Source organism: Moraxella nasovis (assembly GCF_022701215.1).
Taxonomy (GTDB): domain Bacteria; phylum Pseudomonadota; class Gammaproteobacteria; order Pseudomonadales; family Moraxellaceae; genus Moraxella; species Moraxella nasovis.
In genome coordinates this window covers 1,652,015-1,667,630 of sequence record NZ_CP089976.1, presented here as the reverse complement: position 1 = coordinate 1,667,630, position 15,616 = coordinate 1,652,015, and the positions used below count along the sequence as shown (strand labels likewise).

At 42.5% G+C, this 15,616-nt stretch carries 15 protein-coding genes; 5 read left to right on the top strand and 10 right to left on the bottom strand.

Annotated features, from left to right (window positions below; translation table 11 throughout):
• Position 1: 1 nt before the first annotated feature.
• The 8 genes from nuoF to ndhC form a co-directional block, all read right to left on the bottom strand.
• Entirely contained in the window at positions 2-1,471 is a 1,470-nt protein-coding gene (gene nuoF, locus LU293_RS08185) for an NADH-quinone oxidoreductase subunit NuoF (RefSeq protein ID WP_242747221.1), read from the bottom strand.
• On the bottom strand, positions 1,468-1,977 hold the full coding sequence (nuoE, locus tag LU293_RS08180) for an NADH-quinone oxidoreductase subunit NuoE (protein ID WP_242747220.1): 510 nt from the start codon (positions 1,975-1,977) through the stop codon (positions 1,468-1,470). Before nuoE ends, nuoF begins: the two co-directional genes overlap by 4 nt.
• A gap of 318 nt (positions 1,978-2,295) precedes the next feature.
• Positions 2,296-3,069 carry a sulfite exporter TauE/SafE family protein gene (locus LU293_RS08175; RefSeq protein ID WP_242747217.1) on the bottom strand — a complete coding sequence of 258 codons (774 nt, stop codon included), beginning with the start codon at positions 3,067-3,069 and terminating at the stop codon, positions 2,296-2,298.
• 538 nt (positions 3,070-3,607) lie between these two features.
• Complete coding sequence (gene nuoC / locus LU293_RS08170) at positions 3,608-5,353, bottom strand: NADH-quinone oxidoreductase subunit C/D (protein ID WP_242747215.1); 1,746 nt, start codon at positions 5,351-5,353, stop codon at positions 3,608-3,610.
• 32 nt (positions 5,354-5,385) lie between these two features.
• Complete coding sequence (locus LU293_RS08165) at positions 5,386-5,790, bottom strand: GFA family protein (protein WP_242747213.1); 405 nt, start codon at positions 5,788-5,790, stop codon at positions 5,386-5,388.
• Between the two features lie 68 nt (positions 5,791-5,858).
• Entirely contained in the window at positions 5,859-6,290 is a 432-nt protein-coding gene (locus LU293_RS08160; protein ID WP_242747211.1) for a hypothetical protein, read from the bottom strand.
• The gene (locus tag LU293_RS08155; protein ID WP_242747209.1) at positions 6,277-6,957 is read right to left on the bottom strand and encodes an NADH-quinone oxidoreductase subunit B; all 681 of its coding nucleotides are present in this window, start codon (positions 6,955-6,957) and stop codon (positions 6,277-6,279) included. The genes LU293_RS08160 and LU293_RS08155 overlap by 14 nt, the downstream gene beginning before the upstream one ends.
• Positions 6,958-7,206: 249 nt before the next feature.
• Positions 7,207-7,830 (bottom strand): NADH-quinone oxidoreductase subunit A, encoded by a 624-nt coding sequence (gene ndhC, locus LU293_RS08150; RefSeq protein WP_242747207.1) that lies wholly within the window; start codon positions 7,828-7,830, stop codon positions 7,207-7,209.
• A 305-nt stretch (positions 7,831-8,135) separates the two neighbouring features.
• Between ndhC and dusA the strand changes: the two genes are divergently transcribed.
• The 5 genes from dusA to LU293_RS08125 all read left to right on the top strand — a co-directional run bounded on the left by dusA (position 8,136) and on the right by LU293_RS08125 (position 13,919).
• Positions 8,136-9,098 carry a tRNA dihydrouridine(20/20a) synthase DusA gene (gene dusA / locus LU293_RS08145; protein ID WP_242749743.1) on the top strand — a complete coding sequence of 321 codons (963 nt, stop codon included), beginning with the start codon at positions 8,136-8,138 and terminating at the stop codon, positions 9,096-9,098.
• 168 nt (positions 9,099-9,266) lie between these two features.
• Positions 9,267-10,628, top strand: coding sequence for a phosphoglucosamine mutase (gene glmM, locus LU293_RS08140; protein WP_242747205.1), 1,362 nt, complete (start codon positions 9,267-9,269; stop codon positions 10,626-10,628).
• 227 nt (positions 10,629-10,855) lie between these two features.
• Positions 10,856-11,518, top strand: coding sequence for an outer membrane lipoprotein periplasmic chaperone LolA (lolA, locus tag LU293_RS08135; RefSeq protein ID WP_242747204.1), 663 nt, complete (start codon positions 10,856-10,858; stop codon positions 11,516-11,518).
• Positions 11,519-11,707: 189 nt separating this feature from the next.
• Complete coding sequence (gene ccoG, locus LU293_RS08130; RefSeq protein ID WP_375540328.1) at positions 11,708-13,192, top strand: cytochrome c oxidase accessory protein CcoG; 1,485 nt, start codon at positions 11,708-11,710, stop codon at positions 13,190-13,192.
• Between the two features lie 94 nt (positions 13,193-13,286).
• Entirely contained in the window at positions 13,287-13,919 is a 633-nt protein-coding gene (locus LU293_RS08125) for a FixH family protein (RefSeq protein ID WP_242747202.1), read from the top strand.
• On the opposite strand, the gene LU293_RS08120 is transcribed toward LU293_RS08125, so the two are convergent.
• Together LU293_RS08120 and LU293_RS08115 are read right to left on the bottom strand one after the other, a co-directional pair.
• Positions 13,916-14,875, bottom strand: a complete 960-nt coding sequence (locus LU293_RS08120; RefSeq protein ID WP_242747200.1) for a LysR family transcriptional regulator — start codon at positions 14,873-14,875, stop codon at positions 13,916-13,918. The two genes, LU293_RS08125 and LU293_RS08120, sit on opposite strands and share 4 nt — an antisense overlap.
• A gap of 46 nt (positions 14,876-14,921) precedes the next feature.
• Positions 14,922-15,431 (bottom strand): L,D-transpeptidase, encoded by a 510-nt coding sequence (locus LU293_RS08115; RefSeq protein WP_242747198.1) that lies wholly within the window; start codon positions 15,429-15,431, stop codon positions 14,922-14,924.
• Positions 15,432-15,616 lie beyond the last annotated feature (185 nt).

The window sequence follows — 15,616 nt, the reverse complement described above, 5'->3', positions numbered from 1 at the left end:
TTTATGCTCCTACATTCTTGCTACTATCAGGCGTTGCTACTACTTGCTGTACGCCCACTTTGGCTTCAAATTCATGGCGAAAATATTTTAACGCACTCATTAAAGGCTCCATCGCCCCTGGGGCATGGGCACAAAAGGTCTTGCCAAGCCACAAATCACGAGTCAGCTCAGACAGTTTATCAATGTCTTGTGCTTGCCCTTGTCCGTTTTGCATCGCATCTAAGATTTTTACCCCCCACGGCAAGCCATCACGGCATGGCGTACAAAAGCCACAAGACTCTCTTTGGAAGAACTGTTGCAGATTTCTTGATAACGCCACCATGTCTTGGGTCTCATCAACAACCATCATCAGACACGTCCCAAGCCGTGAACCTGCTTTCATGACGGGGTCAAAATCCATCACCAAGTCCAGATGCTCATCACTGGCGGTCAAAAAGTCGGTACTCGCTCCCCCCGGTAGCCATGCTTTGAGCGTTAAACCGTCCTGCATACCGCCTGCCAGCTCTATCAGCTCTCGTGCGGTATAGCCAAACGGCACTTCCCACAGTCCTGCATCTTTGACACGACCGCTACACCCCATGATTTTGGTACCAGGGGTATCAGATTTGCCTTTGGCTTTGGGCAGATTTAAATACCAATCCACGCCATTTAATAAGATGGCAGGCATATTATTCAAGGTCTCTACATTATTGACCACAGTCGGTCTGCCCCACGCCCCTGATACTTGCGGAAATGGCGGTTTGGTGCGTGGGTTGGCACGTCTTCCTTCTAGGCAGTTGATGAGTGCTGTCTCTTCACCGCAAATATACCGCCCTGCCCCTGTATGCACGTGCAACTCAAATTTAAAATCACTGTCCAAAATATCATCACCGAGCAAGCCATTAGCCAAACACTCATCAATGGCGTTTTGTAATCTTTGGGCTGCTAAAATATACTCGCCACGAATAAAAATATAGCCGACACTCGCTCCGATGGCATAGGCGGTAATGAGCATACCTTCAATCAACTGAAATGGTATCCGCTCCATGAGCAAACGGTCTTTGAATGTCCCTGGTTCCATCTCATCGGCATTACAAATCAAATACCGCACACCGCCATCAGGGGGTGTCATGAATGTCCATTTGAGTCCTGCATTAAAGCCTGCACCGCCACGCCCACGCACATTGGCAAGTTTTATCATCTCGCCCACTTCTTTTGGCGTTTTGGCAAGGGCGTTTTTAAGACCTTTAAAGCCGTCCAAATTTTCATAATCCGCTAAATTTAGCACCGCATCATGATGATACAGTCGCCACGTCAAGGGGTGGGTCAGGCTTGTCGGTGCTTGCCCTTCTGCCAAACCTACGCCATAAATGGGCGTGCGTTGGCGGTTTAATTGGCTTGGGGCAAGTCCATTTTGGCGTGCTTGAATTTGCTCAGCGATGTTTGGCTTGGCGGTATGGGCGGTTGATAGGGTTGATACCACAGTATTCATGCGTATTGCTCCAACAAAAAGCTCACCTCAGACGGCTCAACAGGTCCATAAGTATCTTCATCAATCAGCACGCTTGCCCCCTTATCGCAGTTGCCAAGACAACAAATCGGTAATAGCGTAAATCTGCCGTCCGCTGTCGTCTGACCATAGTCAATACCAAGCTCACGGCGAAATGCGTCCGCCAAGCTCTCATAGCCATTCAAATAACAAGCGATACTATCACAAATCAAAATCACATGGCGACCGACAGGCAGACGATAAATGCGATTAAAAAATGTCGCCACACCTTCTACATCGGACGGCGGTATGTCTAGCAGATTGGCGATGGCGTGTAGCTGTGCATCATCTATCCAGCCGTTTCGTTTTTGTACAAGTTTTAACGCATCAAGCACCGCTGCACGAGCTTGTGGATAATGATGGACATATTCATGTATGCCATCAATTTCTTGGGGCGTTAAAATGGCGTTCACGTCCACTTTGGGGATTTTGTCGGTTACTATTTTCATGACACTACCTATATTTGCTTGGACAATCCTAGCTTGTTTGCTTTTATCTTCATCTTATCTTGGTTTTTTGTCTTATCTTGTGCAGGCAAGCTGACGGCTCATGCGTTTTGCCCTGCTGTTCTGATGCTTTAATTCATGGTACTTTAATGGCACGATTTTGCCCACTACTCTTTATATTCACCACTCTTATGCTCACCGTCTACTCTTGATGCTCACCGTCTTTCATGTTTACTGCCTTTTATGTTCACTGTCGCCACACTTTGTCAAAGTACAGCTTGATTACCATAAAATCAGCGATTTTAACCCAAAACATAAGCTTTAAGCCAAAACACCAGCAACGCCTGAGTAGCCAAGTTTGACAGACAATATCAACAGCACAAAAAACACCAATGTTTTAAAAAAATTGGCACTGATTTTATTTCTCAGCCAAATGCCCACATACAGCCCAGCCACCGAGCATATCGTCAGCACGATGATCAGGGTGTATTCATGCGACTCTAGCAATAGATACTCATTTCTTAGCATATAAATTTGAACAATTTTTGCCAATAAATAGCACAAATTACTTGCTTTGACGATGCGGTTTTTGTCATCGGTTTCGCTAAACAAAAACATCAGTAATAATGGCGACATGACATTGGTCGCACCGCCAATCACGCCTGCCAATAAGCCAAACAACAGCATATTTTTTTGATTGGCGACAACGTTTATTTGTTCTACCTTTTTGTATAGTCCAAACAGTCCGCTGACAGAATAATACAACGTAACGCCTGCCATGAGCAAATACAGCAAAGACACTGGCAATATAAGCAGCAGCTCAACCCCCACCACACTACCAATCACACTCCCCACAGCAAGCAGTTTATAGGCGTTAAAATAATCAATAATCTCTTGATAAAATTTCTTCTTGCTATTGCTACACAGCACAAGCCAGCTCATCAGTAGCGTAGGCAGTGCAACCAACGCCACCACCTTAGGCAATGGCATGATGAACGCCAAGGCTGTTGTGCCAAGCATCGGAAAGCCCATACCTGTGATGCCATGAAGCACAGCAGCGGCAACAAAAATAATGGACTGTATTATTTCTTGCACAAAAAATCCTTTTAGTGAGCCGTTATTTTAGTAAACCGTGTTTTGATTGGACTAGCTCCCAATACAACTGCCATCAAGCCTAGGTTTGCTCTGCCATTGTTTTTGCTATATTAGTCTAAGTTTTTTTTTGTATTTTAACGCACCTATTAAATAAATTAAGAGTGTTTACTAGAAGTCGGCTGACTGCTTTTATTTTTAATTTGTTGAAGTGTAGGGGCGAATAACATTCGCCCTTTTATGCAATCCATCTATATTAGCGACCAAAAGTTAGGCATAAAATATCCAAATTAAAGCAGTTTTAAATTTTAAAACTAAAACATAGCCTAATATACCTCATTGCAAAAACTCTTCTTTGTACAACAAAAAGGTGATAAGTCCAGATACAAAAATTATTGGCACTAAAATATATTGAATATAGACACCAACATATTGTAATCCAAAAATTAAAAATCCAAGTAGCAATGCTGATAATAAAAAAATACTACCAAAAAACTTAAATAACATTTTCCTTAATTTAGACAACATTAATCAATCCTCATCAACGATCACAATCTGCCATCACAATGTCAATACTCGCCAAATAAATGATGGCATCGGACACCAAAGAGCCGTTAATCACACTTGGCATTTGTTGTAGATGAGCAAAGGTTGGCGTACGAATGCGAGTGCGGTAGCTCATGGTGGCGTTGTCAGACGTTACATAGTAGCTGTTTAGCCCCTTGACCCCTTCTACCATGCAAGCACTCTCGCCGATAGGCATGACAGGACCCCATGAGACGGACACAAAGTGGTTGATGAGCGTTTCAATGTCGTGTAGTGTCTTATCCTTAGGCGGTGGCACGGCAAGCGGATGTTCGGCTTTATATGCCCCACTTGGCATATTGTTTAGGCACTGCTCAATGATACGCAAAGACTGGCGAATCTCTTCAATCTTGACCAGACATCTGTCATAGGCATCGCCATTGTAGAACACAGGCACATCAAATTCAAAATTCTCATACCCCAAATAAGGGCGTGCTTTACGCAGGTCAAAATCAATGCCAGTTGCACGAAGTCCTGCCCCTGTTACGCCCCACGCTAGGGCTTGTTTTGCGTTGTATTGGGCGACATTTTGGGTACGACCTTTTAGCACGGTGTTGGTCATGGTTGCCTTGTAGTATTCATCAATGCGTTTTGGCATCCAGTCCAAGAACTCACGCACAAGACGCTCCCAGCCATTGGGCAAATCGTGAGCTGTGCCACCGATTCTAAACCACGCAGGGTGCATACGATAGCCTGTTACCGCTTCTATGACATCATACGCCTTTTGACGGTCGGCAAACATATAAAACACAGGGGTCATACCACCAGCGTCTTGGATAAACGTCCCCCAATAAAGCAGATTATTGGTGATGCGGAAAAACTCACTCATCATAATGCGAATGGTGTTCGCTCTATCAGGCGTGGTAATGCCTGCCAATTTCTCCACCGCCATGATATAGGGTAGCTCATTCATCACCCCACCTAAGTAGTCAATGCGGTCGGTATAAGGAATGAACGAATGCCACGTTTGGCGTTCTGCCATCTTCTCTGCACCTCGGTGGTGATAGCCGATGTCAGGGATACAATCAATAATCTCTTCACCATCAAGCTGTAACACCAAACGAAACGCCCCATGTGCCGATGGGTGGTTGGGACCGATGTTCAAAAACATAAAATCTTCATCACGCCCACTTCGTTTCATGCCCCACTCTTCTGGGATAAAGCGTAGATTTTCTTGTTCAAACTGCTGCTTGGCGGTATTTAGAAAATACGGCGTAAACTCGGTGGCACGAGCGTGGTATTCTTTGCGAAGTGGGTGTCCTTCCCAGTACTTTGGCAAAAGTATGCGTGTCAGGTGGGGGTGTCCGTCAAAGACCACGCCAAACATATCCCACACTTCACGCTCATACCAGTTGGCATTAGGATAAATCCTAGTCGCAGATGGTATCGTCTCGCCTTCGGCTAGGGCAACTTTGATGCGAATATCAGAATTTCGCTCAATGCTCATCAGATGATAAAACACGGTAAAATCGCTATCAGGCAAGCCGTGGCGATGTTTACGCAGTCGCTCATCAATGGCGGACAAATCCACAAGCATGACAAAAGGCTGTGGTACTGTCCGCAACGTCAAAAGCACGTCCAAAACGTCCGCTTTGTCCACCCAAATGGTCGGAATGCCGTCTGCGGTTTTTTGTTCGGTAAAGGTGTGTTTTTGTGTTAAAAGTTCTAAAACGCTAAAATCGTGCTGATGATGAATGCTCATGTTAATTCCAATTTTATGTAACTATAAAGCGATTACTTGCCGTCATTTTCATACATGGCGATAATTTGGGCTTCGGTCAATTTGGGCGTATCATTGGCAAGCTCATAATAAGACGCTTTTTTATCTATAAAAAATTGTGTTGCCAATTTAAATGCTTGTTGGTCAAACAGTCCAGCTGATACAAAATAATTATCCGTACCTGTCTGATGAAAGAATAAATTTGTGCCACAATTTTGACAAAAATTGCGTGTACCCCACTCTACCAGCTGATAGCTTTTGATGTGTTCTTTACCTATGATGTCAATGCCTTGGGCTTGAAATGAAAAAGCCGAACCACCGCCATTCCATTTACGGCAATTATTACAATGGCAAGCGTGTAATTCTTGGGTTTCTGCCGTTTCAATGGTAACGGCTTGACATAAACATTGACCTTTCATATTTTTTGCCTTTTCAAGTTGGAACATTCACTATTGTATTTAGGATAATTCAAATCACAAACAGATGATTATCCCATACAATCCATAAGCTTTTTTCCATAATAAATTTGATTACCATTCACACAAAAATCAAATCCAGAAAACTGCTGACCGCCTAAATCATAATGATACAGCATAAAATGATATATCTTTTTATCATCAAGAACGTCTTGATAATCATCTATACTTACTGCCGATATTGGATAACCAAAATCCTTACTATAAACCGTTTTGCTATCGTATCCAATATCTAAACCACTAGCATAGTCTTTTTCAATGGTGAAAATTAAGTCATCGTTCTTGATGGCTACATTTTTTACCAATCCTTTTTTAACAAGGTCTTTGGAATTGGCATTATTAAAAATAAACACAACGCCAATCAATAAAACAGCCACCAAAACCAAAATAATGGATAAAAATTTAACAAATTTCTCTATTTTATCGCCATTAAAACGCATCATCTTGACTTCTTAAATTCTTAACCGCAATCCGCTCGGCATTTTTTCTGTCCCTTTCAGGGGTCATTATCGGCTGATAAATGTCTTGGTCAAGATGAATGCCAAGCGGACGGCGTTCGTGCGTGATACTGTCTTGTAGGAGCATGAGTGCCTGAATGAGTGCCTCTGGCCTGGGCGGACAGCCGGGGATATACACGTCCACAGGCAAAATTTTATCCACGCCCTGCACCACCGAATAAATGTCATACATACCGCCAGAATTGGCACACGCCCCCATGCTAATCACCCATTTAGGCTCAAGCATTTGCTCATACAGACGCAAGATGACAGGTGCCATTTTCATAAAACAGGTGCCTGCAACTATCATCACGTCTGCTTGTCTAGGAGACGCACGAATCACCTCCGCCCCAAAACGAGACAAGTCATGCACACCTGTCAAGGTCGTGGCGTATTCTACATAACAGCAACTTGTGCCAAAGTTGAACGGCCACAAGGAATTTTTACGCCCCCAGTTGGCAAGATTGTGAGTTAGGTCAGTCAATCTGCCCATAAAGACGTTTTTGTCTATCTCATCTTGGCTGACACCATGAACGTTGGGAGCGTCCACAATTTGGCGTGATTGGTGGGGATATTGAGCCTGCCCATCGGCTTTTGTGAGTGTGTATTTCATAAGGAGCTACTTTAATTTTGGCGATTTGCTGATTTAACTTAAAAAATCATTCGCTGATTTAAATTTTTTAAAAATAACTAAACACGAAAACTAACTAAACTAGATAACTGATATTTTTTAACCAATACAATCGCTTGCAACTAACCATTTTTAACTAACATTTTAATTTTAACTGGCGATTTTCATTGGCAATTCACCAAAAAATCACTGATGAATTGACCGACAAAAAGGTAAAATACTTTTTGCATTTTACCTTTTATGATTTGGCTTTTGGGTGGTTTTATCCATAAAGTCCTGCGTGGTAATACGTCCTGTGGTGTTGATGTGGTCAAGGTTTGCCATGTGGGCTTGGTTGGTTTTGATGTCATTAGAGACGTTGATACGTCCTGATGATTGGGCAGGGACTTTGCCTGTGGGGTCGGTGTGCAGTTCATCAATCCCGCCCCAAGCGGTAATACTCGCCAAATCAAAATTGGCAGGGCGTGCATTTAAGCGTGGGCGTTTGTGGCGTTTGTCAGCAGGAGCCCAGTTCATCGCCCCCAAACGCATTTCATAAATCAAGCCCACCACCAAAATACCAATAAAAATGGCAGCCGCCCCAAAGCCTAGCCAGCTTACCTCTCTGACGCTCACCGAATAAGCATACAAATACAAGGCTTCTAGGTCAAAAATCACAAAAAAAATCGCCACCAAATAAAATTTGGCAGATAAGCGAATGCGTGCTGAACCTGCTGGCACAACCCCTGCTTCAAAGTTTTCTTGTTTTTGAGAGCCTGACGAGCGACCACCCAAAAGGCGTGGCACGAACAACATAAAAAGCACAAGCCCTAAGCTTGCAAGTAAATAGACAATGGCTGACCATTCGGCTGGCATAATCACCCCTGTGACTTTATATGAAAGCACATTCCTAGTGTTTATTTGAAATGTTAAAACCGCGTAATTATACCATAAAATAGTAAAATGTCTTACACAAAAAATGCTTTATTGAAAAGATTTTATGACAAAATGTGTCAAACCGCTGTCATTCCTCATCAAGCTATGACTACTTGTCACACCTTTATTAAAATTACCACCCGCTCCACATAAATATCGTATAATACCCCAAATTTTAGCTTTTTTGCTCACTAGGCAGCCAAACGAGCGATAACTAACATAAAAAAAGTACACCCATGATACATCTGATGAATGATAAACGCATATCACTTGCACCAATGATTGACTATACCACTTCTGATTTTAGGTATTTTGCTCGTCTGTTCAACCCAAAGATTTACTTATACACAGAGATGATTAGCACCAGTGCTATCTTAAAGGGCGATACTGATTATGTCTTAAGGTTTAATGACACCGAACACCCAGTCGTACTTCAGCTTGGTGGGTCAGACCCAAGCAAGATGGCACAATGCACAAAAATTGCCGACGAATATGGCTATGACGAGATTAACATCAATGTCGGCTGCCCATCTGACAAAGTTCAGCACAATAAAATCGGTGCCTGCCTAATGAAAGAGCCAGCTTTAGTAGCAAAGATGGTGCAAGCCATGCAAAATGAGACGGACAAGCCCATTACTGTTAAGCACCGTATCGGCATTGACGACATGGATAGCTATGAATTTATGCGTGATTTTGTGGCGTGTGTCTCACAGGCAGGTTGCACGCATTTTATCGCTCATGCTCGCACCGCTTGGCTTCAAGGTCTTAGCCCAAAGCAAAACCGTGAAATCCCGCCATTGCGTTATGAAGACGTTTACCGCCTAAAGCAAGAATTTCCACACTTATTTATTGAAATAAACGGTGGTATTGACAGCTTAGACGCCATAAAAACCCATTTACAATACGTTGATGGCGTCATGGTTGGGCGTGCCTTTTATCACAATCCTATGCTAATGAGTGAATGTAATAAATTATGGGGGCTTAATACACCCAGCCAAAGACAAATCCTAGAACAGTTATACCCTTATCTACAACAAAGAGTAAGCCAAGGGGCTAATCTTGGTACGCTTACTAGGCATTTTTTGGGGATTTTTCAGGGGCTGACTGGTGCAAGAAAATGGCGACAAGACTTAAGCGGTAAGAAAAACCTAACCGTTGCCGAGATTCAAAAATCTGCCAACCACATCTTAGAGCAAAATAATTTATAAATATCACAATTAGTATTTGGCTGTATAACACTTTGTTTGTATTATGTAAAAAGCAAATTTTGGCAGTTGTCGCTGTCTAACTAATAGTGTAAGATGAGAATATTGGTCATTTTATTGGCAAATTTATTGTAAAGAGTTTCCCGTTTGGCTGACAAAAAAGGATTAAAAATGAGTTATTTTGGCACTGATGGTATTCGTGGTCAGTTTGGCGTATTTCCCATCACGCCTGATTTTTTATTGCGATTAGGCTTTGGGGCAGGACGAGTATTAACTGCCACTAATGCCCATAAGCATAAGCGTCCTAGCGTTATCATCGGTAAGGATACACGCCTGTCAGGTTATGTTATTGAAGCGGCCTTACAAGCTGGCTTTAATGCTGCAGGTGTAGATGTCTATATGCTAGGACCACTGCCCACGCCTGCCATTGCTCATTTGGTAAAAAGTTTCCATGCGGATATGGGCGTTGTTATCTCAGCTTCCCATAATCCTTACCAAGACAATGGGGTGAAATTCTTCTCCCACGAAGGCAAGAAAATCTCCGATGAAGTACAAAATGCCATTAATATTGAGTTAGACGCTTTAGTAGGCGATGCAGATGCTCATCTTTCACGCCTAGCGGGTATTCAGCCTGATAGCATTGGGAAAAGTTATCGTGTGGAAGACGCCAAAGGACGCTACATTGAGTACTGCAAAGGCAGCTTTCCTTACCACCTAAGCTTAAATGGCTTAAAAGTTGTCGTAGACTGTGCTAATGGTGCAGGTTATAGCGTTGCACCTCGAGTTTTGCGTGAACTTGGGGCGGATGTTATCGCCATTCATAACACGCCAAATGGCATTAATATTAATGACAACTGCGGCTCCACCCACCCAAGCTCATTACAAGCTGCTGTACTAGAGCATAGTGCCGATGTCGGCATTGCCTTAGATGGTGATGGCGATCGTATCATTATGGTGGATGAGCTTGGTCATATCGTTGATGGCGATGCGATTTTATACATATTAGCAAAATGCTTAAAGCCTGTCGGTGTGGTTGGCACACTGATGAGTAACGTCGCTTTGGAGTTGGCACTAGCCAAGCACTCCATCTATTTTCATCGCTCAAAAGTAGGCGATAGATATGTCATGCAAGACCTAGAACAAAGGGGCTGGCTAATTGGTGGAGAGCCATCAGGACATATCTTATGCCTAGATAAGAGTCGCACAGGTGATGCTATCGTAGCAGGCTTGCAGGTTTTGACATGCCTTGCACAAGAAAACAGTACACTATCTCAGCTTACAGCAGGTTATACCCCCTACCCTCAGACACTGATTAATGTTCGCTTAAGTCAGATGAGTGATCCACACGAGAATGATGAGCTTGTTGCAGTGTTTCAAAATGCCAAAAAACAATTAGAAGGTGAAGGCAGATTACTAATAAGAAAGTCAGGGACAGAGCCTGTGATTCGTGTCATGGTTGAATGCAAAGATGAAGCTCTTTGCCAATCGCTTGCCAAGGATATTGCAGCAAACATAGAACGCATCTTAGCTTAGGAATGATTTATCATTAAAGCTTTATCATTAAAAAACTGGTTTAGGACGAAAGCCTTGTGTGTCGTTTAATAAGATTTGCTTAATAAGTCTTTTGCCTAACCTTTAATATCAGTGAGTGTTTTGCAATATCTGCAACAGTTGCGTGGTTTTATTTGCAATTTTATCCTAGATTGTAAGATAAAAATCTGTCACAATATTATTATTATTTCTCATCTCAAGGAGATACCATGTCTTTTATGACATCTAAGAGTACAAAAATAGCACTTGGCATGACTGCCATCTTAATGACACCGCTTATGCTGGTAAATACGTCACATGCTGCAGCTGCTAGTCCTGCAGTTGCAGCCAAAAACCTAAATGAGCTACTGTCTGGCGTAAATTCCATGACTGCCAATTTTAGCCAAACCATCCAAACCAATAAAGGCAAAGATAGTAAATTTAGTGGCACAATGGCTGTACAACGCCCCAACCTATTTCGATGGCACACCACGTCCCCTGCCGATCAGCTGATCGTCGCTGATGCTAAAACCATGTGGATTTACGATAAAGACTTATTCCAAGCAGTCAAGCAATCTACTGGTTCTCAAATTGGCGATACGCCTGCAATACTACTGTCTGGCAGTGCCGAAGAAATTGCTAAAAACTTTAAAATTAGCCAGCCAGATGCAGCAAAAAACTATTATGTCCTAAAGCCAAAATCAGCCCAAAGCAAGTTTAACAAACTATCGATCAGCTTTAACGGTGGCAAACCTGTTATGATGGTGCTAAATGACAGTGTTGTTGGCAAGGTCACCAGCATTCGCTTTAGCAATGTAAAATTAAATCAAAAACTACCAAACAGCCAATTTACATTCACACCACCAAGTAATGTTGAAGTCATCGAGCAGTAATCTTATTTACTAAAATAAACGGGCATCAATGCCCGTTTATTTTTTACAGTGAAGGCCAAATTTGCTATTTTTATGGATTTGATAAATTTTTCGCCCCACGCCATGATAAAAATGCTACAATAGTAAATGCATCTTATATTTTACAAATATCCCAGCCATACCGTTTACGGTGCAAGCTAAGGTGATTTTATGTCCGAACAAGAAAACAAAAATCCAATCAGTACCTCCACTGATCAAGAACCACCAAAACCCAAAAAAAAGCAACGCCCCGCCCCAGAAAAAATCATTCCACATTCTAAAGACATGGATGCCACAAAGCATCGTGTTCACCCACGTTTCGTTACTGGAAAATATCAAAATATCCGTGTTTTTTCAATGTATGCGATCATGGTGTTTTTTTTAATTTTGCCATGGATTCGATGGGACGGTCGTCAGGCTATCTTATTTAATGTGATTGAGCCTAAGTTTTATATTTTTGGGGCTACCTTCATGCCTCAAGATTTTTACTTCTTCGCTTTCGTCTTTATCATTGCTGCAATGACCCTATTTATGGTTACTGTTTATGCAGGGCGTGTGTGGTGTGGTTATGCCTGCCCTCAGACTATCTATGTGCATTTGTACCAGCATATTGAGAAGTGGATTATTGGTGAGCGTAATAAACGCATTAAATTTGATAAAGAACCTTGGAGTGTTAGTAAAGCTGCTAAACTGCTTGCAGTTCATGCTATTTGGCTGCTTATTTCTGCCATCACCGCCTTAACCTTTATCGCCTTAATTACAGGTACAGATTATCTGTTCTTTAACGGTGCGACCCCATTTTTTATGGGTTGGGGTAAGATGACATGGATTTTTTTCTTACTGATTACATTTGTCACCCAGACCAATGCTGGCTATATGCGTGAGCATATGTGCGTGCATATATGCCCTTATGGACGTTTCCAAAGCGTCATGTTCGATAAGGATACACTAATCGTATCTTATGATTATGAGCGTGGTGAGCCTCGTGGGGCTCGCAAAAAAGGCACTCACCCCGAAGGTTATGGTGATTGCGTTGATTGCAGTATGTGCGTGCAGGTCTGCCCAACAGGCATTGATATTCGTGATGGGCTACAAGTAGAATGTATCCAGTGTGCTGCCTGTATTGACGCTTGTAATGAGATTATGGATAAAGTCGGCTATCCACGTGGGCTAATTCGCTATACCACAGAACGTCAGCTCGTCGAAAAACAAAAAACCAAAGTCATAAGCCCTCGTATCTTTGCTTATATATTTGTGCTTGGTGCGTGTATTACTGCTGCAACACTAGTTGCCGTGGGACGATCGCCACTTGAGATGGAGATTCGCCACGATCGCAAGCAGCTTAGCACCGTTGGTCGTGATGGCTTAATTGAGAACAGCTATGTGCTTAAAATCGTCAATAAAACAAATGAAAAACAAATCTATAAAGTAAAATTAGAACCAGTAGAAGGGCTAACTTTACGCTCACGATTTAAGCAGTTGCCTTTACAAGCAAACGAGCCATATGATTTGCCAGTAAGTATTTTTGGCGATGCTAGTAAAATTACCGCCAGTAGCACGCCAATTACCATTACTGTATATACCGAAGATGGTCAATACTCCGCCAGTAGAGAAGACGTGTTTCTTTATGAACAAAAGTCAAAAAATAAGCCCTAACAACAAAAGACCAAGCTCTCCTTGGTCTTTTTTTTCATTCTTATAAAAATCATTTTATGCTACAATATCTCAAATTTTGATTATCATCTGCATTATGAACTCTTTTAGTCACCAAAACAGCACATCTCAGCAAAAGCAAGCTTGGTACAAAAATCCCTACATGACAATTTTTGTCGTCGGGCTACCTGTTTTGGTGGTGGTGGTCTGTATATTTTTCATCATTTACTCAATCAATATCCAAGATAGCACTGTGCGTGACGACTGGTACATGGATGGTAAAACACTATATCAAGACGCCTCTCGAGATAAGCTTGCACATGACTTGGGCATAACTGGCGTCATGCGGTTTGATGGTCAATCGGTACTGTTTGAATTAAACTTCCCTAAGTCAGCTAAAAACAGCCACAATGATAACTCACCTTATACCTATCCACACACCTTATCTGCAAAATTCTCGCACGCCACCGACAGTAGCAAAGACCGTGATTTTACGCTAACGCATACCACAGCTAATCGCTACACAGGCACAGTCAAGCTTGATGATATACCATCTAAATACTACATGCACATCAGCAATGATGGTAAATACAACTGGCGTCTTATTCACGCCCAAAAACTGCCTGCTAAAAATGCCGTTTTTATGCCGTTATCTGCCTTTGACGAAACAAAGATGACTTTGCCAGATCAACGCAACAAACGCCCTACTGCTGACGCAAACACCCCTTAAGTCTGCTCTTCTTCAAGCTGGATTTGGCGTGCAACATGAATAATCAGCTGCCTTAACCATTTATGGGCTGGGTGGTGTTGCAAAAGTGGTGACCATGCCATCGTCAGTTCAAATTCAGGAATGAAAAACGGCGGTTCTTTTACGACAATCTGTGAATTATTATGTGCTTGTAGCTTTGCTACACGAGTAGGTAAAGTGGCTATCAAGTCCTTATTTGCTGCAAGCATGGCTGGCATTTGGTAGTGGCGAGTAAAAACGCTGATATGACGTTTCGTACCCAACCGTAATAAGGCTTGGTCAATAGAACCAAGTCCGCCAGATTTTTCAGGATTAACCCCAAAACCTACGCCCATACCTGTCTTTGACACCCAGACATGCTGTGCCTTTAGGTAGTTTTTTAGGTTAAAGCGATTAACATAAGGACTTTGGGCAGATAACAGGCAACTAAACGTATCACGCCACACGAGTACTTGGTGGAAACTTTGGGGGATTTCATTAAAGCGATTAATCGCCAAATCCACCCTTCCTTGCTCCATATCTCGATATGACACATCAGACGGTGTCAAAAAATCCAAAATCACATTCGGTGCTTCGCTTCTTAATGCCTTTACAAGACGTGGTACAAGAGTCGCTTCAGCATAGTCGCTCGTCATAATACGAAAGACACGAGACGTGCTATAAGGGCGAAATTCGGTGCGTGGCTCAAGTAATGTTGTGACATCTGAAAGCAGCTCACGAATGCGTGGTTGAAGTTCGCAAGCACGTTCGGTTGGCGTCATGCCCTCGGACGAACGAACCAGCAAAGGATCGTTAAATAATGACCGCAATCGCCGTAAAATATTACTCATCGCAGGCTGGGTAATCCCTAACTGCTCGGCGGCTCTTGTGACGTTTTTTTCACGCAGTAGCACATCTAGGTGGATCAATAAATTTAAATCAACTTTTTGTAAGTTCATCTTATCACCTGCTTTTAATAAGTTGTATGATACACCAAGCACACATCTATACAATCAAAACCTTCGTGCCGACAGCTACCTTATCATACAGCCACACCACATCAACATTTCTCATGCGTATGCAGCCATGTGATAGTGGCACACCCATCGGCTCAGTATCAGGCGTACCATGGATATAAATATAGCGTTCACGCGTATCACATAAGATGCCTTCAAGCGTCTTTCCACGATTCACGCCCACCTCTAGACCCTCAAGCCATAATATCCGACTTAAAATCCAATCTCGTTCTAAAAAAGCTTGTCCTAAGCACTCATCATAAATCTCGCCTGTAAACTGTCGCCCAACAAAGACCGAACCTAGCGGATAACTACCACCAATTTTATCGCTAATCTGATGCCAGCCAAGTGGCGTACAGCCTGAACCCTCAAGCTGACCTGTGCCATTTTTGGCGGTGGAAATACGCAAAGTTCTGACAGCCATACCATCTTGGTAAAGCGTGAGTGTCTGAGTGGTCGTGTCTATCACAATCTGAGAAATGGAGTTGGTAACTGACATCATGCTGGCAAATAGATATTATTTTTAAAAATGATAGTTTAACAAATTTCCCAGCAAGATGGGGCTTTTTTCATAATGGAATTGAAATTTTTCCATACGACTGCTTATAATTTCCATGCGACTGCTTATAAAAAGTGCTATAATTTTACGATTATGCTAAGGTCATTTGTAAGCTTATAAAGCCT

Excerpts from the sequence above, each read along its gene's own strand:
- LU293_RS08165 (WP_242747213.1), bottom strand. The coding sequence starts at position 5,790 with ATGAAAGGTCAATGTTTATGTCAAGCCGTTACCATTGAAACGGCAGAA.
- ccoG (WP_375540328.1), top strand. The coding sequence starts at position 11,708 with ATGTCCGAACAAGAAAACAAAAATCCAATCAGTACCTCCACTGATCAA.
- LU293_RS08160 (WP_242747211.1), bottom strand. The coding sequence starts at position 6,290 with ATGATGCGTTTTAATGGCGATAAAATAGAGAAATTTGTTAAATTTTTA.
- nuoF (WP_242747221.1), bottom strand. The coding sequence starts at position 1,471 with ATGAATACTGTGGTATCAACCCTATCAACCGCCCATACCGCCAAGCCA.
- LU293_RS08155 (WP_242747209.1), bottom strand. The coding sequence starts at position 6,957 with ATGAAATACACACTCACAAAAGCCGATGGGCAGGCTCAATATCCCCAC.
- lolA (WP_242747204.1), top strand. The coding sequence starts at position 10,856 with ATGTCTTTTATGACATCTAAGAGTACAAAAATAGCACTTGGCATGACT.
- LU293_RS08120 (WP_242747200.1), bottom strand. The coding sequence starts at position 14,875 with ATGAACTTACAAAAAGTTGATTTAAATTTATTGATCCACCTAGATGTG.
- ndhC (WP_242747207.1), bottom strand. The coding sequence starts at position 7,830 with ATGCCAGCCGAATGGTCAGCCATTGTCTATTTACTTGCAAGCTTAGGG.
- glmM (WP_242747205.1), top strand. The coding sequence starts at position 9,267 with ATGAGTTATTTTGGCACTGATGGTATTCGTGGTCAGTTTGGCGTATTT.
- LU293_RS08125 (WP_242747202.1), top strand. The coding sequence starts at position 13,287 with ATGAACTCTTTTAGTCACCAAAACAGCACATCTCAGCAAAAGCAAGCT.
- nuoC (WP_242747215.1), bottom strand. The coding sequence starts at position 5,353 with ATGAGCATTCATCATCAGCACGATTTTAGCGTTTTAGAACTTTTAACA.
- LU293_RS08115 (WP_242747198.1), bottom strand. The coding sequence starts at position 15,431 with ATGTCAGTTACCAACTCCATTTCTCAGATTGTGATAGACACGACCACT.
- nuoE (WP_242747220.1), bottom strand. The coding sequence starts at position 1,977 with ATGAAAATAGTAACCGACAAAATCCCCAAAGTGGACGTGAACGCCATT.